The 22528-nt window shown below is 62.7% G+C and carries 18 protein-coding genes; 3 read left to right on the top strand and 15 right to left on the bottom strand.

The genetic code is table 11. The features are described 5' to 3' along the window. Positions 1 to 189: 189 nt before the first annotated feature. From JNM03_RS18430 to JNM03_RS18410, 5 genes are all read right to left on the bottom strand, one after another. Complete coding sequence (locus tag JNM03_RS18430) at positions 190 to 1911, bottom strand: CocE/NonD family hydrolase (protein WP_294038914.1); 1722 nt, start codon at positions 1909 to 1911, stop codon at positions 190 to 192. 3 nt (positions 1912 to 1914) lie between these two features. Beyond that, positions 1915 to 2313 carry a heme-binding protein gene (locus tag JNM03_RS18425; protein WP_294038912.1) on the bottom strand — a complete coding sequence of 133 codons (399 nt, stop codon included), beginning with the start codon at positions 2311 to 2313 and terminating at the stop codon, positions 1915 to 1917. Positions 2314 to 2591: 278 nt separating this feature from the next. Beyond that, on the bottom strand, positions 2592 to 3533 hold the full coding sequence (locus JNM03_RS18420; RefSeq protein WP_294038910.1) for a LysR family transcriptional regulator: 942 nt from the start codon (positions 3531 to 3533) through the stop codon (positions 2592 to 2594). Positions 3534 to 3643: 110 nt separating this feature from the next. Further along, complete coding sequence (locus JNM03_RS18415; RefSeq protein ID WP_294038908.1) at positions 3644 to 4411, bottom strand: SDR family oxidoreductase; 768 nt, start codon at positions 4409 to 4411, stop codon at positions 3644 to 3646. Positions 4412 to 4443: 32 nt separating this feature from the next. Next, positions 4444 to 5067 carry a TetR/AcrR family transcriptional regulator gene (locus tag JNM03_RS18410; RefSeq protein WP_294038906.1) on the bottom strand — a complete coding sequence of 208 codons (624 nt, stop codon included), beginning with the start codon at positions 5065 to 5067 and terminating at the stop codon, positions 4444 to 4446. A 184-nt stretch (positions 5068 to 5251) separates the two neighbouring features. Here JNM03_RS18410 and JNM03_RS18405 point away from each other — a divergent pair, with 184 nt between their 5' ends. Continuing rightward, positions 5252 to 6478, top strand: a complete 1227-nt coding sequence (locus tag JNM03_RS18405; protein WP_294038905.1) for an acyl-CoA dehydrogenase family protein — start codon at positions 5252 to 5254, stop codon at positions 6476 to 6478. After that, entirely contained in the window at positions 6475 to 7425 is a 951-nt protein-coding gene (locus JNM03_RS18400) for a VOC family protein (RefSeq protein WP_294038904.1), read from the top strand. Before JNM03_RS18405 ends, JNM03_RS18400 begins: the two co-directional genes overlap by 4 nt. Positions 7426 to 7972: 547 nt before the next feature. Here JNM03_RS18400 and JNM03_RS18395 read toward each other — a convergent pair. The 7 genes from JNM03_RS18395 to JNM03_RS18365 form a co-directional block, all read right to left on the bottom strand. After that, positions 7973 to 8710 (bottom strand): alpha/beta fold hydrolase, encoded by a 738-nt coding sequence (locus JNM03_RS18395; RefSeq protein ID WP_294038903.1) that lies wholly within the window; start codon positions 8708 to 8710, stop codon positions 7973 to 7975. A 27-nt stretch (positions 8711 to 8737) separates the two neighbouring features. Beyond that, on the bottom strand, positions 8738 to 9877 hold the full coding sequence (locus JNM03_RS18390; RefSeq protein ID WP_294038902.1) for a cobalamin-independent methionine synthase II family protein: 1140 nt from the start codon (positions 9875 to 9877) through the stop codon (positions 8738 to 8740). Between the two features lie 14 nt (positions 9878 to 9891). Further along, the gene (locus tag JNM03_RS18385) at positions 9892 to 10440 is read right to left on the bottom strand and encodes a VOC family protein (protein WP_294038900.1); all 549 of its coding nucleotides are present in this window, start codon (positions 10438 to 10440) and stop codon (positions 9892 to 9894) included. Between the two features lie 38 nt (positions 10441 to 10478). Beyond that, on the bottom strand, positions 10479 to 11081 hold the full coding sequence (wrbA, locus tag JNM03_RS18380; protein ID WP_294038898.1) for an NAD(P)H:quinone oxidoreductase: 603 nt from the start codon (positions 11079 to 11081) through the stop codon (positions 10479 to 10481). Positions 11082 to 11090: 9 nt separating this feature from the next. Then, a complete protein-coding gene (locus JNM03_RS18375; RefSeq protein ID WP_294038897.1) occupies positions 11091 to 13265 on the bottom strand; it encodes a TonB-dependent receptor in 2175 nt (724 codons plus the stop codon). A gap of 78 nt (positions 13266 to 13343) precedes the next feature. Continuing rightward, positions 13344 to 14153 (bottom strand): IclR family transcriptional regulator C-terminal domain-containing protein, encoded by an 810-nt coding sequence (locus tag JNM03_RS18370; RefSeq protein ID WP_294038896.1) that lies wholly within the window; start codon positions 14151 to 14153, stop codon positions 13344 to 13346. Beyond that, positions 14150 to 15301, bottom strand: a complete 1152-nt coding sequence (locus JNM03_RS18365; RefSeq protein WP_294038895.1) for a CaiB/BaiF CoA-transferase family protein — start codon at positions 15299 to 15301, stop codon at positions 14150 to 14152. Before JNM03_RS18365 ends, JNM03_RS18370 begins: the two co-directional genes overlap by 4 nt. Positions 15302 to 15389: 88 nt before the next feature. Here JNM03_RS18365 and JNM03_RS18360 point away from each other — a divergent pair, with 88 nt between their 5' ends. Next, positions 15390 to 16172, top strand: coding sequence for a citryl-CoA lyase (locus JNM03_RS18360; protein WP_294038893.1), 783 nt, complete (start codon positions 15390 to 15392; stop codon positions 16170 to 16172). Between the two features lie 54 nt (positions 16173 to 16226). On the opposite strand, the gene JNM03_RS18355 is transcribed toward JNM03_RS18360, so the two are convergent. From JNM03_RS18355 to JNM03_RS18345, 3 genes are all read right to left on the bottom strand, one after another. Then, positions 16227 to 17711 (bottom strand): heme peroxidase family protein, encoded by a 1485-nt coding sequence (locus JNM03_RS18355; RefSeq protein ID WP_294038891.1) that lies wholly within the window; start codon positions 17709 to 17711, stop codon positions 16227 to 16229. Positions 17712 to 17958: 247 nt separating this feature from the next. Further along, positions 17959 to 19359: an efflux transporter outer membrane subunit gene (locus tag JNM03_RS18350; protein ID WP_294038889.1), complete on the bottom strand. Its 1401-nt coding sequence runs from the start codon at positions 19357 to 19359 to the stop codon at positions 17959 to 17961. Further along, positions 19352 to 22519 carry an efflux RND transporter permease subunit gene (locus tag JNM03_RS18345; RefSeq protein WP_294038887.1) on the bottom strand — a complete coding sequence of 1056 codons (3168 nt, stop codon included), beginning with the start codon at positions 22517 to 22519 and terminating at the stop codon, positions 19352 to 19354. Before JNM03_RS18345 ends, JNM03_RS18350 begins: the two co-directional genes overlap by 8 nt. Positions 22520 to 22528 lie beyond the last annotated feature (9 nt).

The following is a 22528-nucleotide window of genomic DNA, read 5'->3' as shown; positions in this document are numbered from 1 at the left end:
AGGCTGCTAGATAGCATCCATGCATAAGGCGAATTAATATTCAAAATGAAATGGATAAATGCAACTTATAGTTGAAATATATATGGAAATATGTCCAAAAATGAGGACGTAATTATATAATATTCAATATATTATAATGTAGTTGAGAGTATAAATTCTGAATATTATATCTATTTGTCCATTCTATTCTCAGAATTCTGGCTGATTGTTCAGGTCGCCGGCCTCGGAAATGAATGTTCCGATGCGATTTCCCTTCACGACGGGCACAAAAAGTGCCGAAGGATGCTCCGCGTCGTGATGGATGGTGACCCAGGAGGGCCGTTGCTGCACGACATGCCCCTTGCCCAGCCGGGCGAAGAAGGAATCCGAGCGATCGGTGTCGCTGGAACTCACGCCCAGCGCGATGCGGTGCCCTTGTTTGAACACGTTCGCGGTTGGGACGAGATTGATGTCGAAGCGATGAGGTACGCCGTCAGCGAGCTCGGAAGGCTGGGTGAAGTCGTGATGCCAAAGCCACGGTCTTGACCGGCTTTCGTCGCATTGCCGCATGCTGCCCCGCAACCATCCGCGTGTCAGGAGGCGACGATCTCCGTTCGGGGCGATGTCCCACAGTGTCAGGAAAAGGAGAAGTTCGGGTTGCGTGTTCGACGCATATATGGTGGCAGTCAAAGGGCCGACGACCTCCGTCTCCTCGACCATCGCCGGCGAGGTAAACAATATGCCTCCCCGCTCGTTGTAGCGGTTGTCCTCGTAGCTGGTGCCGCCCTCGTGGGGCCAGTGTTCGTGTTCAGACAGCAGCCCTTTGAAGTGAAGATAGAATGGCTGCCAGACGGTTTCCGGCAGCGGCCAGGAATGGCCCTGCTTCCAGTCGCCTCCGCTCCCCATCAGATAAAGATTGACTGCGGGCTCATCGAGATAGCCCGTATCGTTTCCCTTGAGCCAATGATCGAACCAGCGCAGTGATTCCAAGGCATATTGGTAAATCGGGCGATCGAGATACATTGGCGGCCCGACGATCAGCTTTTTCGGTGCCGGGACTTTCTCCCACGCCCTGAATTCACCGGGCAAATGTAACATGTACATGTCCCAGGATGCGCCGATCATGATCGGGACCTCGATGTCCTCGAGTCGCGGATTGCGCTCCGCCCAATAGGGTCCGTCATGCGAGTTGATGAGGACGTCGATAATGAGCGGATGGCCGCCCTCCTCGGGGGTGGTGATCGCTTTCGCCAATGCGGGGATCGCCATCAGGTCGTGATCCGCGCGCAGTTCGGCGAGCCGGCGCTGGTACTCATCTTCGCCCAGAGCGTCGCGCGACCAGCCCTTGATTCTGGACCCGTCGAGATGCCCGGCCCAACTTGTCAGGAAGCCGGCGGCGAGAATGCCCCCGTGATAGAATTTGTCGCGATAGAAATCGTTGTAACCATAGAGGCCGAATACGGCCTTGAGGGCGGGCGGATTGCGCGCGGCAACCTGTTTGGCGCAAACAGAGAAGTAGGACGCACCGAACATGCCCACGTCGCCCGTGCACCATGGCTGTTCGGCGAGCCAGGCGATGACTTCGACCACATCGTCCACTTCACGCGGACTGTAGTGGGCATAGACGCCTTCCGATTGCCCGGTGCCACGGGCATTGACGATCACATGCACATAGCCGCGCCGCACATAGAAGTTCGGATCGCCGGCTTCGGCCTGGGCGTTGGGCAGGGTGATCGCCTTGGGGATGGATGGGGCCGACTGCATGGCCTGATCATAGGCGTGGACACCGACGATCGCCGGGAAGCGTCCGGTCGAGGCCGGGCGAAACAGGTCGACCGAGATGCGAACACCGTCGGACATCTCGACTTTGATGTTGCGCTCGATCGTTACCGCATGTTCGCGGGGCGATAGTTGCCAATCAAGGGCAAACATGCGTCAGGCCTGCAAACCGGCGATCGCGGCCTGCGCAACCGCCAAATCCATTTCCGCGGTGGCGCCGCTAACGCCGACGGCCCCGACACAAACTCCATCGACGACGATCGGCAAGCCACCCGCGATCACCGAGAAGTTCGCAAGATGGGGCATGGAAAGAGATGAGCCTTCGTCGGATGCGATGAAGGCGCGGACGTCGGTCGTCGCCGCGCCGGTGACGGCAGCGGTCCAGGCTTTTTTGAAGGCCACCTGATACGGCAGTTCACCCGCGCCATCCATCCGCGCAACCGCCTTGACCTGCCCCGCTCGATCGACTGCGACGAGAGACATGGGCACTCCCATCCGCTCGGCTGCGCTTACGCCGGCCGCCAGGGCCTTCTGCGCGGCCTGCAGCGACATCATTGGGCAAGGGACCGCGACTTTATCCAAATCTGTCATGAAGCATCTTTCCAGAATGGCTGAACTGATTGCATCGATGAAGGCCAGCTTTCGCAGCGCAGCGCATGATCATCGTTGCTGCCTCACAAGTACCGACGGCCGGAACGATCAAAAATTGTCATTTTTTATGAGCCGCATTAGAGGCATTTATCGGATGCATATGGCACGCATGCCGAGGCCCGCCGGGTGCCGTCGCGCGAACCCGGCCAACGACATTCCTCCGCGGGTCATCGTGTCCGATATCAATGGCTTGCGAAGGCAGGTGAGCGAGAGAAGTTCTTCAGAAAGTCGCGAAGCCAGACATGCGCCGGATCATTCTCGTTGCGGCGATGCCAGATGAGCTTGTGGTTGAGCGGCGCCAGTTTGAACGGCGGTTCGAATATCGCGATTCTGCCGAAATGCGGTGATCTTTCCGCGACCTTGCGCGGCACGATCGCCGTCATCGACGTGCCAACCACCGCGTCGATCGCCAGCGCGTAGGTCGATACCAGAAGCGGCGTTCGTGGCCGATCAGGCATCGTGCTGAGGGTGCGCTCGACGGTGCTGCGAAAGTCCCCGCCAAAACGGGTTTCGACATGGTCGGCAGAGCAGAAGTCCTCGAAGCTCACACCCTTGCGTATGAGCTGGTTCGACCGATCGACGACGACCACATAGTGATCGCGAAAAAGGGGCTCGCTCGCCAGCGCTTCAAGATCGGTGATCGGTTCCCACAATCCTGGTTCATAGAGCTGCACGGCCAGATCAATTTCACCATCCTGAAGCCGCCGAAGCAGGCCGGCTGTCACGAAGATATCGATCTGACAGCGAAGATACGGGGCGACGTCATGCAGGCTGCGCATGGCCGGAACCCCCAGGATCTCAGCGATCGAACTTGACATGAGCAGACGGAAGTCCCGACTGTCGGTGGCGGGATCGAATTCGGATTGCCGATTGAGTACCGACCGAATTTCAAAGAGCAGTTCTTTGACGGAGCCTGCCAATTGCTCGCCGAACGGGGTCACCTCCATCTGACGGCCGACCCGTTCCAACAGTTGGTCCGAAAATTGTGCGCGCAACTTGCTGAGCGCTATGCTCATCGCGGGCTGCGTGACGCAGAGTCGCGACGCCGCTCGTGTCACGCTGCGCTCGCTGAGCAGCGCATCCAGCGCGACCAGCAGATTGAGATCCATCCCGTCGAGGTGCATCTTGTGTGCCTTTCCACAACTTCAGCGGGCATTGCGCCATGAAGACAAGAATAGCCGTTTGCCGGTTTGCCGCCTCGCTCTGTGTTCCGGAAGCAATCGGCGCGCGTTCACTAGTTGACAAGATAACCGCCATCGACGGGCATTGCGGCACCGTTGACGAAGGAAGCATGATCCGAAAGCAGCCACGCGACCGCTTCACCAACTTCACGCGGGGTGGGAAATCTTCCCATGAGATGACGATCTTTTGACCGCCCGAGGAACGTCTTGAACTCAGGCTGTGCGGCAAGGCGCGAAATAAGATCGGTCTCGACGATCCCGGGCAGCACGCTGTTCACCCGGATGTTTCTTCCCCCAAACTCGACTGCGGCGGCGCGCGTCAGTCCAACGACACCATGTTTGGCAGATACATATTCGGCGGCGTTGGCGATCGCGATCTGGCCAAGCCCCGACGCGGTATTGACGATCGCGCCGCCGCCGCTTCGTAGCATCGCGGGAATCTGATGCTTGAGGCACAGGAAGACGGCGGTGAGGTCGATCCGCAGCGCGCGTTCCCAATGTTCGAGCCGCAATTCGGTAAGCGGAACATTGCTTTGCTCCACGCCGGCATTGTTGAACGCGCCATCAAGGCGTCCGTAATGGGCCAGAGTTTCAGCCACGAGCCGCTCAATCTCTGCCTCGGATGCAAGATCGGCCTGCAGAAAAATCGCTTCCCCGCCGGTTGCGCCGACATGTTCCGCGGTACGTTTCGCCGCCGCCTTGTCGATGTCGCTCACGATCAGGCGTGCGCCATGTTCGCTCATGACCGCACAGGCCGCCGAACCAATTCCCCCGCCGCCGCCAGTTATCAGGATCACCTTGCCGTCAAGCATCCTTTTCATCGATTGCCCTCCCGTTGTTGTCGTCCGCTTCCTCAGCGGAGCGCAATTTTGGCTGCGAGTTCGATCTGATCGCTGAAACTGCCCTGAACCTCATCAGCACTGACGACATCGAGAATGACGCGCTCATAGGCATCTCCCAGTGCTGCCCAGAAGAACGCCCCGGCGCGCAATCGCGCCTCCTCGGGGGGGAACAGCTTGCCAAGAATTCTCTCGATCACCGAAATCGCCTGACCGGGACCACCTCGATAGAAGACGTCGCCAAGGCCATTGAAGCGATTGATTTCGCCAATCATCATCCGGAAGAGCATGACGATATCGCGGCGCGTGATGAGATCGACCACGATATGTCCGTAGTCGATCAGCATTGACTCTGCTTCGTCCAGCGAAGCGGCGCTTTCATAGCGATCGGGCACGAGCATTTCACGACACTGATCATTCATGCATGCGATGAAGAGCGTGTGCTTGTCCGTATACTGACGATACACGGTCATTTTCCCCACGCCAGCCTCGAGCGCGATCGCATCCATGCTGGCGCGCTCATATCCGTTACGCAGGAAAACCCGCTGGGCGGCCTGAAGGATCTGCAGCTTTTTTTCAGCCATGCGCGCGAACCGTTTGTCGTCGGCGCTCCAGATGCGGCGGTTTTCATTTTTCATGATGATACGATACCGTCTTGTCTCATATTAAATCAAGTCCTATTAGAGCCCGACTCGCGGCACTTGGTGCGGCTTGGCCAATATGCCGAGATCGGATGATCGTCTTCGGACGAAGGTCAATAGGACACAACAGGCAGCCGCCCGCCAAAGCGAGGACAGGCGGCTCGAAGCCAGGAGATGGATCGTGAGCAATTTGGCTTTGGAGACGAACACCAACCCCGGTCTTCCGGCCCGACCGAGCGTCACGTTTGCGACGCGCGCCGCGGAACTTCGGGATTTTATCAAATCGGAGGCCGGGAAACCGGAAAATGCTGCCACCACATCCTTGAACGTGGTCGAGGCCATGCGCGAGGCCGGATTTTACTGGCTATTGGTGCCGGAAAGCCTTGGCGGGGCAGACACTGGCGTCTGTGAATTCACCGCGCTGGCTGAAGAAGTGTCGAGTGCGGATTCTTCGACGGGCTGGTCCCTGGCCGCGCAAAGCATTGCAACCATGGTGGCCGCCAACTTCTGCTCTGATGCGCACGTCGAGCGGATGTTCGGCGGCGCCCGTCTGCCGGTAATGAGCGCCACCTATGCGCCAACCGGGAAGGCGATACAGATGGGCAACACCTACAAGGGCAGTGGCCGCTACGGCTTCGGCAGCGGCTGTTCTCACGCCGACTGGGTGTCATCCGCCTTCGTCCTGCAAGAAGAAGGCAAGCCGGTCTTGCAAGCGGACGGTCAGCCGCGCGTGATCGGTGCCTTCCTGCCGGCCGAAAAGATTCAGATTCTGGGGAACTGGGATGTTGTGGGAATGGAGGCCACGGGCAGTTTCGACTATGAGGTTCCCGAACAGGCTTTCCCTGCCGACTGGACCTTCAACCAATATTGGACCGAACCGATGCGGCAATCGCGTGCCGCGACGATCGGAACCCTGGTCTCGGTCTGCGCCGGCCACACGGGAGTGGCGTTGGGGATCGCCAGGCGGTCGCTTCATGAAGCGGCTCATGTCGCAAGTTTGAAGAAGCGACTCTATGCGACGGCTTCGATTGCCGACACTCCGACCTTCAAGCTCGATTTCGTTCGGAACGAGGTGCTGTTCCAAGCTGCTCGTGCACGCGCATATGAGCTTTTCGCCAATGTGGACCGCAAGGCGAACGTCGGCGAAGCGTTGACGGAGGCCGAGATCCAGCAAATCCGGCAGATTACCACCTGGACGCACCAGGTATGTCGGAATGTTGCGGTCGCATCATACAGCTCGGTCTCTTCGTCGCTTCGTCGGCCGAGCGTCCTGGCGCAAAATCTGTTGGATGCTGCCGTTGCCGCCCAGCACTTCATCGTCAATGACATGAGCCTGTTCGACGCAGCCTCGTCGGTCATCGATCAATGGGCGAACGAGGGCGCTCAGAGTGTAGGATCCGGCTGGTGACGGGCGAATGGCTTGCCGAACCTGAAACGGTGGGTATCCATTCGCTTGACCATTATGCCCTGATCGTGCCCGATCTGGTCGAAGCAAAGCGGTTCTATGAGGCTTTTGGCCTGGACGTGAAAGACGACGGCGGGACACTCGCGCTCTATGCTTTCGGGTCGCCGCATCTCTGGGCCAGGTTGCACGAGGGGGAATCTAAGAGTATATTTTATTTAAGTTTTTCTGCCTTTCCGGAAGACATCCGGCACCTTGAGCATCGCCTGAACAGCCTGGATGTCGAACGGATCGATGCTCCCGTGGGCGCCTTTGATACCGGCGGCCTTTGGTTCCGCGATCTGAACGGCATCCCCGTGCAGATCAGGACGGGTTGCAAGAAAACGCCGGATGCAAAAGAGGAAAGCCGCCAGGCACCGAGTCTCGCGGGATGCCGCAATGCGCCAATGCGAGGAATGCAGCCGCCGGTTCGTCCATCGCGCCTTTCGCACGTCCTGCTGCTCGTCCCCGACGTTCCGGCGGCAGTGGCGTTCTATGAGCGCACTTTGGGTCTGCGGCTTTCCGACAAATCCGAGGATGTCGTCGCGTTCACGCATGCCAAGCATGGATCCGATCATCATCTGGTTGCTTTCGGGAAAGCCAACGGAACCGGCTTCCACCATTCCAGTTGGGATGTTCCTTCGATTGACCATATCGGCCAGGGCGCCTCCCAGATGCATCTCGCCGGATATGCGCGGGGCTGGGGTGTCGGGCGCCACGTGTTGGGATCGAACTACTTCTACTATGCCCGCGATCCATGGGGGAGCTATGCGGAATATTCATACGACATAGATTATATTCCCAAAGATACGCCGTGGGTGCCGACATCGCCGCCTGCAGAAAATTCGTTCTACCTTTGGGGGCCGATCCCGCCCGAGGACTTCACGTACAATTACGAAGATCCGCGAATTTGAGATATGGCTGGCGGCGCCAACTTCGATGGCTGATCTGGCGCGCATCTTTCGTCCATCGGCAACCAGAGGCCGAGGGATGTCGTCGCGGGCCACGACGCTCAGCGGGCGGTAGGTAACACCCATCGCCGCGGCCATCAGATCGTAAACGAGGACGGGCAAAAACGGCTGACGGTCGGCGTGATCGCGCGGCGCCGCGGTCTCAGCAGGACAAAGCTGATGCGCGGCTTTCGCAAACTCTATCGATGTACGGTGCCCGAAGCCCTCGGCGCGCGGTGACTGGATCGCGCGCGCCAGCCCTTGTCTCAATGCGACCTCCCCATTTCGACGGCGGGTTATCGCTGTGGATGCACTAGCAACGGCAGCTTCACGCCCGCCTTTGGGCGTAGGTTCGGGGTGGCACCCGCTGAAATGTGGCGGCGGGAACAGGGCGCCGAATATTTCCTGTGGAGTTCGTGGGCTTCGGGCGGAATGGCGCCCGCCCTTGCCAAAAGAAACACCGATGCCCCTCGCGGCATGTGGCTGCGCCGTGCCGATATGGCGGTTTGACTCAACTCGGCTCCGGCGGAATGGCGGCGAGCAGCCCGGCAGCCAGTTCGGCGGGCCGCGAGAGAAAGGGCGAATGATCGGCGGCGATCGACAGCACGGTGGTGCCGGGGCAGAGGCGCTGCATGCGATGCTGGCTTCTTAGCGGGATGACGCGGTCCTCGGTGCATTCGATATAGGTGCGCGGGATCGCGCCCCAGCCCTTTGCCGAGAGCGTAAGCGGGGTCAGGCGGGGGCCGTCGGGTTCGGCGACCAGTCGTGCCATCGCCGACGCCGCGACATCGCGGTCCGATAACTGCGCAAAAACCGCTGCGGCATCTTGGCCGGTGATCAATGTGCCGCGGCCGCCGGGGGTCGGTGACGCCAGATCGTCGTACAGCGGATTGTCGGGCTCATCGGCGCGGAAGGCGGCGCGGGACATGCCGTCCGGCAGCATCATGGCGCAGATATAGACGAGCGCGTCGATCGCATCGGGCGCCTGCTCCGCTGCCTGGCTGATGACCGTACCGCCGCGACTGTGCCCGGCCAGGATAACGGGCCGCGAGGGTGCGGCGCGGCACTGCGCGGCGATGAAATCGGCCCAGCCTTGCAGGCTGACGGCCGCGAGTTCCTCGTCGGAGCCCCCCATGCCGGGCAGGTCAGGCGCGATGACCTCGTGCCCCGCCTCTCGCAGCAGGGCACCCACCGCGTCGAAGCACCAGCCGCCGTGCCATGCACCGTGAACGAGGACGAAGGTCGCCAAAGCCGAAATCCTCCGCGGCGCGGCCCGTCAGGGCCAGAAACGGCGCGACGCGATTTTCGCGCCTTCGGCGAGGACGGCCAATTTGGCCCACACGATGTCGCGTTCGACCCCGCCCGAACCGACGTGGATCGAAAAGCCGCAATCGATGCCCGCCATCACATTGTCGCGCCCGACGAGGTGCGCATAGCGGCCGATCCGCTGCGCCACGAGTTCGGGATGTTCGAGATAGCCCGACTGGCATTCGATCACGCCGGGGATGAGCATCTTCCCGTCGGGAAGCTTCACATCCTCGAACATCGCATATTCGTGGGCGTGGCGCGGATTCGCCGCCTCGAACTGGATCGCGTGCGGCCGTGCGCGCCAGACAAGGTCGATGACGTCGCGGAACGGGACGTCGCAATGATGCGGCCCCGGATAATTGCCCCAGCACATGTGCATGCGAAGCTGGGATTCGGGAATATTGGCGGTTGCCCGGTTGATCGCCTCGACATTGAGCATGATGCGATCGCGAAACTGCGAAAGGCTGAGGTCGCGGAACTGAGTATGCCGTCCCATCGCAAGGTCGGGGCAGTCGATTTGCAGGGTGATCCCGGCGGCGGCGATCGCCTCATATTCGTGACGCAGCCCCTCGGCGAGCGCGAACAGATAGGCCTCGTCGCTGTCATAATATTCGTTGCGAAAGAACAGGGCCGTGACGCCCGGCGAGGCCGCGCTCATGAACGCCCGCCGGCCATCGTGATGCGACAGCGCCGCGGTGAGCGTCGATGCGTCCTTTTCGACCGCGAGCATATCCTTGACGGTGATCGGCGCGTTGCAGGCCGGCGTCTTGCGGTGCCGGCGGCCGGGGTCTGCGACGATGCGGTCGCGGACGCCGGGGAATTCCTCCAGGTCCTGAAAGACATAGGAATTGCCCGAACCGCCGAAGCCGTTCAGTCGGTCCTTGATGTAGGTGGCATAGCTGGGTTTCGACTGTTCGCCGTCGTTGATGATGTCGATGCCGGCCTCGGCCTGCTTGCGCACGACGAAATGCACCGCCTCCTCGATCCGCGCGGCGAGCGCGTCGGGGGAGACGGCTTCCCCCTCTTCCTGCGCGACCATCAGGTCGACAAGGTCATCCTCGCGCGGCAGCGACCCCACATGCGTGGTCAGGAAGCGGTCATGGCTCATCGCGGGGCGACCCGTCAGTGGGTTTCGGCGAAATGGCGCACGTCGTTGTTCGGCCGATGATCGCCTGCGAGCCAGCGCTTGAGTTCGCTATGCGCGTCGGCGGCGCGGGCCGCGTTGATCTGGTCGGCGTTTGTCGCATCGAGAGTGAATTCGAGGATCATCCCGTCGGGATCGATGACATAGACCGACCGGCAATAGCCATGTTCGAGCACATAGGTCTGCGGCGCGACGAAGCCCGCCGCGTCGATCCGCCGCTCCAGTTCGGCCTGCGCCTCGGCGTCGACGTTGAGGGCGACGTGACGGAAGGGGCTGGGCGGCAGGTCGGGGCCGAACTCATCCTGGTCGCCGGGATCGACGAACTGGAAAAAGGCGAGCGCGCTGCCGTCGCGAAGCGCGAAGAAGCAGTGGCAATAGGTCCGTTCGGATCCGAACAACTCCTCCTGCTCGCACCAGGTGGCGACCAGTGGGAAGCCGAGGATATCTTCATAGAAATGCCGCGTCGCTTCCAGATTCTTCACGACATAGGCGGTGTGGTGCAGCCGATTGGCCAAGGGTGCAGTCATCGCTCGTTTCCTTTGCTTGTCGTCAATGGCGGGGTCGATCAGCCGAACAGCCTCTTCGCGATTTCGGCGACATGTTGTCCCTGGAAGCGCGCGCCGGCAAGTTCGTTCGCGCTGGGCATCCGCGATCCGTCGGCGCCGGCGATCGTCGTCGCGCCATAGGGGGTGCCGCCGCTGATCTCGCCCATCTCGGCATTGCCTTCGAAACTGTAGGGCAGGCCGACGATGATCATGCCGTGATGCAGCAGGCTGGTATGGAAGGAAGTGATCGTCGTCTCCTGCCCGCCATGCTGGCTGGCGGTCGACGCGAACACGCTGCCGACTTTCCCGACCAGCGCGCGCGTGAACCACAGGCCGCCCGTCTGATCGAGGAAGTTGCGCATCTGCGCCGCCATGTTGCCGAAGCGCGTCGGCGTGCCGAAGATGATCGCGTCATAGGACGGCAGGTCGTCGACGGCCGCGACCGGCGCGGCCTGATCGACCTTCATGCCCGATGCCGCCGCGACCTCCGCCGGCACGAGTTCGGGCACGCGCCGGACGTCGCAGGTGCACCCCGCGACGCTGGCTGCGCCTTCGGCGACCGCCGCGGCCATCGCCTCGACATGGCCATAGCCCGAATAATAGAGAACGAGAATCCTGGCCATTGTCGCTCCTTAGAAGGAATAGGTCGCCTCGAGCCCGTAAACGCGCGGCCGTGCCTTGAAGACGAACCCGCCCGGCGAGAATTCGGCGTTGTATTTCTTGTTGAACAGGTTGGTCGCATAGGCGGTGAGGCTCCAGGCGTCGCTCTTCACCCCGGCGCGCAGGTCGACGAGGTCGACCGGCTTGCGGACCGTGGTGTTGTACGGTTCCCACCAGGTCTTGCCGGTGCGCCGGTAATCGACGCGGAACAGCCCCTCCAGGCTGCCGCCCAGCGACGGCGTGAACTGCGCGCCGAGGTTATACGTGTAGCGCGAGATGAGCGGTGCCTCGTTGCCGATGACGGTCGGATCGGGGAATTTCTTGATGTCGCTCCATGTGTAACCGACGGCCGCGTTGAGCTGGACCGACGGGGCCGGGCGCGCCTGCAGCTCCATCTCGAAACCCTGGATCCGCGTCCTGGGGATGTTGCCCAGATTCTGGGTCGAGTTGGCGGCGAGGAAAACGAAGAAATAGCTGTTCTTCGACATCGTCGTGTAGGCGGCGGCGTTGAACGTGATCTTGCGATCGGCGAACCGCGTCTTCAGGCCGACCTCGAACGTGTCGGCGGTTTCCGCCTCGAACACGTCGCCGACCCCGACGATGCCGTTCGATGCCGCGATCGAGCCGACGCCGGTCTGGTTGAAACCGCCCGACCGGAAACCGCGGCTGTAACCGCCATAGAGCGTGACATCGTCCGACGGCTTGTAGGTCAGCGTCGCTTTCGGCTGCCAGTCGCTGAACGTGTCGCGGCGTACGTCGCCGGTCGCGCCCTGCGGGAAGCCCGGCAGGTTGGGCAGGAAGGCGGTCGGCGTCAGCGTGGTATTGCGCCGCCGGTCATGGTCATAGCGCAGCGACGCATCGACGCGCAGCGTGTCGGAAAAATCATAGCCGAGGTTGGCGAACACCGCCCAGGCGAAATTCTTCTGGCTGTCCGACAGGAAGGTCGCCTGCGGATTGAGCGGGTTGGTGCTGGGCGTGCGATACACGGGGAAGACGCCGTTGCCCGTATCGACCATGTTGCCGGTCGAAATGAAACGGCTGGTGTCGATCAGGTAGCCGCCGAACATCCAGAACAGCTTGCTGCTCGGCGCCGACTGGAATCGCAGTTCCTGGCTGAACGCCTTCACGTTCAGATACTGGCTCTGGTTGAGGTCGAAGCCCAGCAATTGAAAGAACAGCGAGTCCTGGATCGGCAGGAAGTCGAAGGCGTCGCCGGTCAGGACTTCCTTCACCGTGTCATAGGAGGAGATCGACGTGACCGAGAAATTGTCGGTGTCATAGCTGATCTTGGCCGCGACGTTCATCAGGTCGCGATCATTCTGGCCCGAATTGTTGACCCGGATCGGCAGGCTGGTGTCGTTGACGTCCTGGACGATGTTGAAATAGAGCGCCTGCGTTTCGAGCCGCGCATAGGAAGCGCGCAGGTCGACGGCCAGCCCGCCGCCCGCATCGATCAGCAGATTCCCGCGAACCGCCATGTCCTTGTAGGGATCGGCCTTTTCCTTGAGGAAGGTATTGCGGAGGTGTCCGTCGCTGTCGACATAGGACCCCGAGACGCGGAACCGGATGTTATCCGACAGCGGACCGCTGATCCCCCCGCGCGCCTGCCATCCGAAGCCGTTTTCGACCCCGACCTTGATCTTGCCTTCGAAGGTGTCGGTCGGCTGTTTGGTGTTGATGATGATCGCGCCGCCGATCGCGTTGCGCCCGTACAGGCCGCCCTGCGGTCCCTTCAGCACTTCGATCTGGTCGATGTCGAACAGTTCCTGGTTGAACGCGGCGGGATTGACCTGCTGCACGCCGTCGATGACGACCGCGACCGAGGGTTCGCTGTTGCGGGCCTGCGTGATCCCGCGGATGATCACGAAGGCATTGCCCGCGTTCTGCGTCTCGACAAGGTTCACGTTGGCGGTGAGGTTCACGAAGTCGGCCGGCCGTTCGATCCCGGCGCTTTCGATCGTGTCGGACGTGAACGCGGTGACCGCGGCGGGGGTGTCCTGAAGATTGCCGTCGCGGCGCAGCGCGGTCACGACGATATCGTTGCCGTCTTCCGCTGAATTATCCTGGCTGGCTTCTTGTGCCCAGGCCGGCGTCAGCGCGCTGCATGCCAGCAGCAAAGCGACGCCCGAACGTGCAAAAGCATTCATGCCCCTCTCCCTATATTGTTTAGTTGGGAGTGGCTATATGACTTTCGAAATGCGAAGTCAAATTCGATAATCGAAAAATTAGGGTGATGTCTCCATCGCGTGGAGCAGCGCCGGCCACCGCCGCAAAGCCTGCTGAATTTCGCTGGCGGCGGCGCGCAGATCGTCGAGGCGGGTCGCGATCATTTCCTGGGGATTGGTCCGGCCTGTCGTCGTCGAGCAGTTGATCGCGGCGATCGAATTGTGGCGCGCATCGAAGATCGGGACGGCAAGGGAAATGATACCCATGTCGAGTTCCTCGCAGGTCGAATCATAACCCTGCGCGCGCGTTTGCAGCAGCCGCTCGCGCAGTGCATCGGGCCGGGTGATCGTGTTCGGGGTGAAGGACCTGAGGTCCGCCGACGCCAGAAAGGCCTCGATCTCCGCATCGGGTCGGAACGCGAGGATCGCCTTGCCCATCGACGTGGCGTGCAGCGGAAAGCGCGTGCCCGCGGCGGCGCCGAGGCGGATCTGCCGCCGCGTCGAGACATGGGCGAGATAGAGGATGTCTTCGCCCGCGAGAACCGCCATCGACGCGCTGTCGCCCGTCTCGTCGCGCAGCCGCTGCAACGACGGGGCGACGACCTGTTCGATGTTCATCGACGACATGAAGGCCGAACCGAACGCCAGGACTTCGGGCTTCAGAAGGAAATTGCGGCCGTGCTGGCCCACATAGCCGAGCGAAACCAGCGTGTTCAGGCAGCGCCGCGCGACGGCGGGGCTGAGGTCGGCCTTGGCCGCGACCTCGCTGAGCCGCATTTCGGGATTTTGTTCGTCAAAGGCCCTTAAAACCCTGAGTCCGCGTTCGAGCGTCGAGAGATACTCAGGGTCTTTATCGGCCTTGTTCGTCATGGAGTTCCTGGCGGTCTTTTCCGGAGGGGTTCTGTGATCGCGTCATTGTCGGCCCCGAGCAACGGCGGCGCCACGACGTCGGTCATGCGCTCGCCGTCGAAGCTGACGGGAAAGCGTATAGTCCGGAATGGACCCTGGGGTCCATTCGCGTCTTCGACGACCAGACCCAATGCCTCCGCCTGTGGACAGGTGGCCGCCTCCTCCGACGTCCGCATCGCCGAATGGGGCACTTCGCGCGCGGTCAGCAGGTCGCACCATTCATCGCGTTTCCGCTGCCGGAACAGCGGCGCCAGTAGCGCGACGACATTTTCGTAATTGGCGATCCGTTCGTCTCGCCCCTTGAATTCGGGCAACGACAGCATGTCCGGCCGGCCGACGACCTCGGCCAGATTCTCCCAGAACTTGGCCGGAGACGACATGTGGAGCGCGATCCATTTCGCATCGCTGCATTCGAAGACATAGGATTGGGACACATGCGGCCGACTGAGCGGTCCCATGATTTCGCCGGCGGAAAACAGGTGGGTGAAGTCGTCGAGGTTGAAGTGGCACATCGATTCGAACATCGACGTTTCGACCCGGCGTCCGCGCCCCGTCGCATGCCGTTCGTTCAACGCCGCCAGAACGCCGAGCGCGGTGTAGAATCCGGTCATCGAATCGGCGATCGCCGGTCCCACGACGCGCGGATTCGCCGGATTGACGAGCAGGCGCAGAAATCCGCTGGCGGCCTGCGCCACGGTGTCGAACGCCGGGCGGTCGCGGTCGGGGCCTTCCGCGCCGAAGCCCGAGATCGAGGCATAGACAAGACGCGGGTTGATGGCGCGCAGCCGATCCGCATCGACGCCGAGCTTCGCCGCCACGCCGGGACGGAAATTCTGGATGAAGACGTCGGCATCGGCCACAAGGGCGTCGAAGACGGCCAGGTCGTCGGGGTCGCGCGTGTTGAGCGTGACGCTGTGCTTGTTGCGGTTATAGGTCTGATAGTGCGGGCTGTAGAGACCGCCTTTGAACGCGCGAAAGGGGTCGCCAGTGACCGGCTGTTCGATCTTGATGACCTTCGCACCGAGGTCCGCCAGCAGCATTCCGGCGGCCGGACCGGTGATGAAAGTGCCCATTTCGAGCACGGTTATGTCGGCCAGCGGCTTTGCCATTCTGTCTCTCCCGGAGCAACTTGACAGCCCTCCTAAAAAATTCGCATAGTGAAATCAACTTCGATGATCGAAAAAAGAGGAAAAGGCCATGCGCATCGGCAAACAGGACAATGGCTATACGTCGATCGCGACCTCCGATGCGAAGAGTATCACGGTCCGCGGGCTGAATGTTGCCGATGAGGTCATCGGCCATCTCGATTTCACGCATTATTTCTGGCTGCTGGTCACCGGGACGCCGCCGACCGAGACGCAGAAATTCTTTGCCAACGCCGTGCTGTGCGCGATTGCCGAGCATGGTTTGGTGCCGAGCGTCGCCGTTGCGCGGATGACGATGGCTGCCGCGCCGGAAGCGTTTCAGGGCGCGGTCGCGGCGGGATTGCTCGGTTGCGGATCGGTCGTGCTGGGGAGTGCGGAAACCGCTGGCCGCTTCCTGGCCGGGAGGATCGAGGCGATGGACCGCGACGGCCTGACCGAGGCCGACTCCGCCAGAGCGGGCATCGCCGCGCTTCGCGCCGACAGGCAGGCGATCCCCGGCCTCGGCCATCCCGAACATTCGGCGGGCGATCCGCGCGCGATCCGCCTGCTGGCGCTTGCCCGCGAACATGGCGTCGATGGCCGGCATGTCGCCATGCTCCATGCGGTACAGGATGCGCTGCCCGACACGATCGGCCGGACGCTGCCGATCAACGTCAACGGAGCGATTCCCGCGGTGATGCTGGATGTCGGCTATCCGCTCGAGGCGTTGAAAGGGATTTCGCTTCTTGCGCGCACCGCCAGCCTGATCGGGCACCTTCAGGAAGAGAGCGAGCGCCCCGTCGGCTTCATGATGGCGGGCGCGGCCGCCGACCGGATCGCATTCGCCGCCGACTGAGTGCGGCGCGCGGACTGACGGCACTGCGATGGTGCCGCCAGTCCGCGCGGACGATCAGGCGACCTGCGCGTATTTCAGGAGATCCACCATCTTGAAATCGTCGCCCTGTTTCGACGCATCGACCGTCGGCAGGAACGGCTGCCATTCGGGATCCTGCGCGAGATAGGATCCCTTGTCGCCCTGGAGAAGGCCAAGGAAGACCTCGGTCACGATCCGCGCCCCGACCGGCCCCAGCCGTTCGCCATTCTGCGTCACCTGCGCTTCGCGAAGGATATAGAACCACAGCGGGGTCCGGTCGTCGAAGCCGTGCGGCTTGAGGTCGGCGAGGTCGCCTTTCGACAGTTCGGGCAATTTCATCGCGCGCGCGACCCGTTGTCCCGACGGAAGCGAGAAGGTCAGGTGGCGCAGCAGGTTGCGCTGGGCCAGCGACGCGGGGTTCGTCTTGGGATCGGGATTCGGAACGACCGATCCGGGCAGGCGGAACAGCGCTGTCGACAGCGTCGTGTCGATCTTCTTGTTCGGCTTCACATTGCCGTCGCTGAAGTCGAAGAAGGTCGGCCAGTCCACGAACCGCCGCGGCGCGCGGCACCCGCCCGACAGGTCATCGGGGTCGTTCGGGTCCGATGGCGTCGGGGTGAAGATCATCGCGAAAAAGGGATTGCCGCCGTTTCCGGTGAAGTTGGCGCGATAGGACGGCCGGATCTGGCTGTGCCCGAACCGATACGCCGCGACCGAAAATTCGACCGGGATGTAGGGCTCGTTATGCCAGCTATAGAATTTGCGGCCGTTCTGGAGGACGTCGTCGACCACCGCGTCCCCGCACGTGCGGCGCAGGAATTCATGGACGATGATCCATTGATAGTGCCAGCGCACGATCCGTTGCGCTTCGGCGAAGATCTCGTCCGACCCCGTCAGCTTGATCTTGGTCTTCACATATTCGACGACCTCGTTGTGAAATTTGAGGAAGGCGACCTGCAACTGGCCGATGATCAGATTCTCGTCGTCGCGCGGATCGCCGATCAGCGCCACCTTCTGGCTGTTGCGCGGCAGGTCGAACTTGTTCGCGGTGCCTGTCGGTTCGAGCAGGAACTTGCCGCCCTTGCCGCCCTGCGTGTCATAGAGATGCGGACTGCCGCCGGGCCCGGCGCCGTAGACATTGTCGAGGCCGAGACTGGGGGTCCGGAAGTTGGCGATCTGTTCGGGATCGACCTGCCGTTCCAGGCTGGAGGTCGGATCGAAGGTCATGTCATGATCGAGGAACTGACCGAGAAAGGTGAAGCCGGCGGTCAGGTTCGGGTTATCGCTGTTCTTGGCCGACAGTGCGGGGTTGGTGATGAGTTCGGCGGGGGTCTTGGTCAGATTGTCCTTGGCATCCATGATGCCGCCGACCTTGCCGATCTCGATCAGGGCCGCGCGAACGTCGGGGGTGTCGGCCGCGAAGGGCGGCAGTTCGCCGAACATGCGGCCAAAACGGCCGGCGTCGGAATATTGGGAACGAGGCGGAACGATGTCGCGCGGATATACGCCGTGACGAGGCATGGCAGTCTCTCCTGTTGGTCTGACTATGTTTTTGGTTTTTCGGGAAGATCCGCCGCGTAAAGATGGCGGGCATCCGCTTTTTTAGGACGACACCTGTGCGCAGGCTGCGCTTCGTCGGCGATAGTTGGAAGGCGATAAGGGGGTTAAAGCGCCGTTCACTTGCCGGGCGGGTGGTTTGGCGGGGCGAAACGAAGCTTCGGGCGCCCCGCGAACCGCGACGCCCGTTACCGGAGCCGGTGCGGTCCGATCAGCGCCGTTCGACCAGCCCGCCGCCCAGGGCCACATAAAGCGTGACCAGATTGTCGACCTGCGCCCGGCGCAGTTCGATCAACGCCTGTTCGGCGGCAAAGAGGTTGCGTTCGGCATCGAGGACTTCGAGGTAGGTCGAGACGCCTTCGCGATAGCGTTTGCGCGCGAGGTCGGCGATGCGGCGCTGGGCGAGCGTGCCGCGTTCCTGCGCTTCGACCTGTTCGGCGAGGTAGCGCCGCCCCGCGAGCGCGTCGGCGACCTCGCGAAACGCCGTCTGGACCGTCTTTTCATAGGTTGCGACCGCGATATTTTCCCGCGCCTCGGCAACGGTCAGATTGCCCTTGTTGCGCCCGAAGTCGAAGATCGGCAGGCTGATCGACGGGCCGAAACTCCACGTCAGGCCGTTGTTGCCGAACAGGTTGTCGAGCGAACTCGACGCGAAGCCGACGGAGCCGGTCAAGGAGATCGACGGAAAGAATGCGGCGCGCGCGGCGCCGACATTGGCGCGCGCGGCGCGAAGCTGTTCCTCGGCGGACAGGATGTCGGGCCGCGCGACCAGCAGGTCGGAGGGCAGGCCGGCGGACAGTGCGGGCGGGCTCGACTGCGCGGCTAGCGGTAGCGGGGCCGGAAGGTCGGGCGGCAGCGGTCCGCCGACCAGCACGGCGAGGAAATTGTCGCTCTGCGCCTTCGCGAGCCTGAGGCTGGCGAGCTCGGTCTCGGCCTGGGTGAGCAGCGTTTCCGACTGGCGGTAGTCGAGCGCCGAGGTCACCCCCGCGTCGAGCCGCAGCCTTGCGATGCGCAGCCCTTCCTTGCGGCTCGTCACCGTCGCTTCGGCAAGCTTGATCTGCTCCTCGGCGCCGCGCGAGGCGAAATAGGCCGAGGCGACGTCGCGGACCAGCGTCAGGCGAAAGGCGCGTTCGGCCTGTCCGGTCGCAAGATACTGGCTGCGCGCGGCGTCCGAGAGATTTTTCACCCGCCCCCAGAAATCGAGCTCGAACGAGGTCACGCCGACCCCGACCGAATAGCGGTTCGTGGTGTCGGTTCCGACGCCTGTGAGCGAGGCGCCGCGGCTCCGCGTCGCCCCGGCGCTCGCGCCCACCGTCGGCAGGCGATCGGCGTCCTGGATGCGATACTGCCCCCGCGCCTCCTCGATCCGTGCGACGGCGATCGCGAGGTCGCGGTTGCGTTCAACCGCGCGGGCGATCAGCACCGCGAGCTGCGGATCGGCGAAGAAATCCTGCCAGCCGATTTCGGTCGCGCGCTGTCCCGGCGCGACGTCGTTCGCGAAACCGTCAGGATATTGCGTGTCGGTCGGCAGCGGCGGCCGAACATGCGGCGGCGCGAGATTGGCGCAGCCGGCGAGCGCTGTCGCGGCGATGAGGATGGCGAGATTACGCATGATCGGGCTCCGGGTCATGATGACCCTTTTCGGTGGGCGCTGGCGGACGCTTGCGGCTCAGCCATTTGCGCACCGAGAGGTAGAAAAGCGGGATGAAGAAGATGCCGAGCAACGTGGCCGCGATCATTCCGCCCATCACGCCCGATCCGACCGCGATACGGCTCGCCGCGCCCGCGCCGCTTGCGATCACCAGCGGCACCATGCCGAGGATGAAGGCGAGGCTGGTCATGATGATCGGACGCAGGCGCAGCTTCACCGCCTCCATCACCGCGTCGAGGGTCGACTTGCCTTCGGCCTCCTGCTCGATCGCGAATTCGACGATCAGGATCGCGTTCTTTGCGGACAGGCCGATGATCGTGATCAGCCCGACATTGAAATAGATGTCGGCCGAAAGCCCGCGAAGCATCGAAAAGAGGACAGCACCGAGCACGCCCAGCGGCACCACCAGAAGTACCGCGACGGGCACCGACCAACTTTCGTAAAGCGCCGCGAGCAGCAGGAAGACGACGACGAGCGACAGGCCGAGCAGCATCCCGATCTGGCCCGACGACTGCTTCTCCTCGTACGAGATGCCGGTCCATTCATAGGCGAAGCCCGAAGGCAGCGCAGAGGCGAGCCGCTCCATCTCCGCCATCGCTTCGCCGGTCGACTGTCCGGGTGCGGGCTCGCCCGAGATCGTCATCGCCGGATAGCCATTGTACCGCTGAAGCTGCGGCGCCTCGGCCGACCATGTGGCGGTGCTGAACGACCCGAAGGGCACCATCTGCCCGTCGGCGCTGCGGACCTTGAGATCGGTCACGTCCTGCGGCGTCATCCGGCTGGCCGCATCGGCCTGGATCAGGACGCGCAGCACGCGGCCCTCGCGCGTGAAGTCGTTGGCGTAGGCACTACCGAAGGCGATCGCGAGCGTGGCGTTGACGTCGCCGATCGACAGGCCGAGCGCGCGCGCCTTGATGCGGTCGATATCGACCTTCAGCACCGGCGCATCCTCCTGCCCCTCGGGCCGGACATTGGCGAGCAGCTTGCTCTGCATCGCGCCGCCGAGCATCTGGTTTCGCGCCTGCATCAGGGCCGCGCGGCCATTCCCGCCGCGATCCTGAAGCTTGAAGGTGAAACCGCTCGCGGTGCCGAGTTCGGGAATCGACGGCGGGCTGAGCGAGAAGACGAAGGCTTCCTTGATGCCCATGAAGGCGCCCATCGCCTTGCCTGCAATGGCATCGGCGCTGTTTTCGTGACCCTTGCGGTCCTCCCACGGCTTCAGCGGGGTGAACATGATCGCGTTCGCCTGACCCTGCCCGAAAAAGCTGAAGCCGTTGACCGACACGACGTTGGCGACCTGCGGCTGCTGGGCGAAAAAGGCCTTCACCTGCTTCGTTGCCTCGTTCGTGCGCTGTGTCGTGGCGCCGGGCGGCGCCTGCACGACGGTGATCAGATAGCCCTGGTCTTCCTGCGGCAGGAACGAGCCGGGCAGGCGCGTGAACAGCAGCGCCGTCACCGCGACCATTGCAAGGAAGATGCCCAGCCAGCGCAGCGGCGCCGACAAAATGCGACCGACACCGCCCTGATAGCGGTCGGTCGTGCGCCCGAACCAGCCGTTGAAGCCGGCGAAGAAGCGGTCGAGCCGCTCGCCGACCGGACCCTTGCGGACGCTATTGTCGTGCGGTTTCAGCAGCGTCGCGCAAAGCGCGGGCGTCAGCGTCAGCGCCAGCAACGCCGAGAAGGCGATCGAGATCGCGAGCGTCAGTGAGAACTGGCGGTAGATGCCCCCCGTCGATCCGGGGAAGAACGCCATCGGGATGAACACCGCGATCAGCACCAGCGTGATGCCGATGATCGCCGAGGTGATCTGGCCCATCGCCTTCACCGTCGCTTCATAGGGCGAGAGATGCTCCTCGCTCATGATGCGTTCGACATTTTCGATCACGACGATCGCATCGTCGACGAGGATGCCGATCGCCAGCACCATGCCGAACAGGGTCAGCACGTTGATCGAGAAGCCCGCCATCCAGAGGCCGAGGCAGGCGCCCGCCAGCGCGATCGGCACGACGACGGTCGGGATCACCGTCGCCCGCCAGTTCTGGAGGAACAGGAACATGACGAGGAAGACGAGCAGCATCGCTTCGCCCAGCGTCTTTACCACTTCCTCGATCGACAGGCTGATGAAGGGCGTCGTGTCATAGGGGATCGACCAGGTGATGTCGGGCGGGAAGCCCTTCGACAGTTCGTCCATCCGCGTGCGGATGCCCTCGGCGGTCGACAGTGCGTTCGCGCCGGGGGTGAGCTGGACGGCAAGCCCGGCCATCGGCTTGCCGTTGAGTTCGGACGAGAAGAGGTAGCTTGCGGCGCCCAGTTCGACGCGGCCGACGTCGCCCAGCGTGACCGCCGATCCGTCGGGGTTGGCGCGCAGGATGATGCTTTCGAACTGCTCGGGTTTGGTGAAGCGTCCCTGCGTCGTGATCACGGCGTTGAGCTGCGCGCCCTTGGCGAGCGGCTGGTCGCCAAGCTGACCGCCCGGCGTCTGGCTGTTCTGTTCCTGCACGGCGGCGAGCGCTTCGGCCGGCGACAGATTGTGCGAGGCAAGCTTTTGCGGATCGAGCCAGATCCGCATCGCATATTCGGGGGCGAACGCCTGGACATTGCCGACCCCGTTCACGCGGCGCAGCTCGTCGAGTACGCGCGTGTTGGCGAAATTATTGACCTCCATCGGGTCGGTGTTGCCGCTTTTCGAGGTGATCGCGACGATCAGCAGGAAACCGGAATTGGCTTCCGTGACCGAGATTCCCTGACGGCGGACATCCTCCGGCAGCCGCTGTTCGACGCGGCGCAGGCGATTTTGCACTTCCATCTGCGCGGTGTCGATGTCGGTTCCGGCCTCGAAGGTCAGCGTGATCGAGGCGGTGCCGTTCGATTCGCTGGTCGAGGCCATGTAGAGGAAGCCTTCGACGCCGTTCAGCTCCTGCTCGATCACCTGCGTGACATTCTGTTCGAGCGTGCCGGCGTCGGCGCCGGGGTAGGTGACGCTGATCGTCAGCGATGGCGGCGCGACCGACGGATATTGTTCCACGGGAAGCCCGCGCAGCGCGATGATCCCGGCGAGAAGGATGCCGATCGCGATGACCCATGAGAAAATGGGCCGGTCGATGAAAAAGCGGGGTGTCATGATCGGCTG

It is taken from the genome of Sphingopyxis sp. (assembly GCF_016793825.1).
Classification (GTDB): domain Bacteria; phylum Pseudomonadota; class Alphaproteobacteria; order Sphingomonadales; family Sphingomonadaceae; genus Sphingopyxis.
This window is presented reverse-complemented; position numbering and strand designations above follow the sequence as displayed.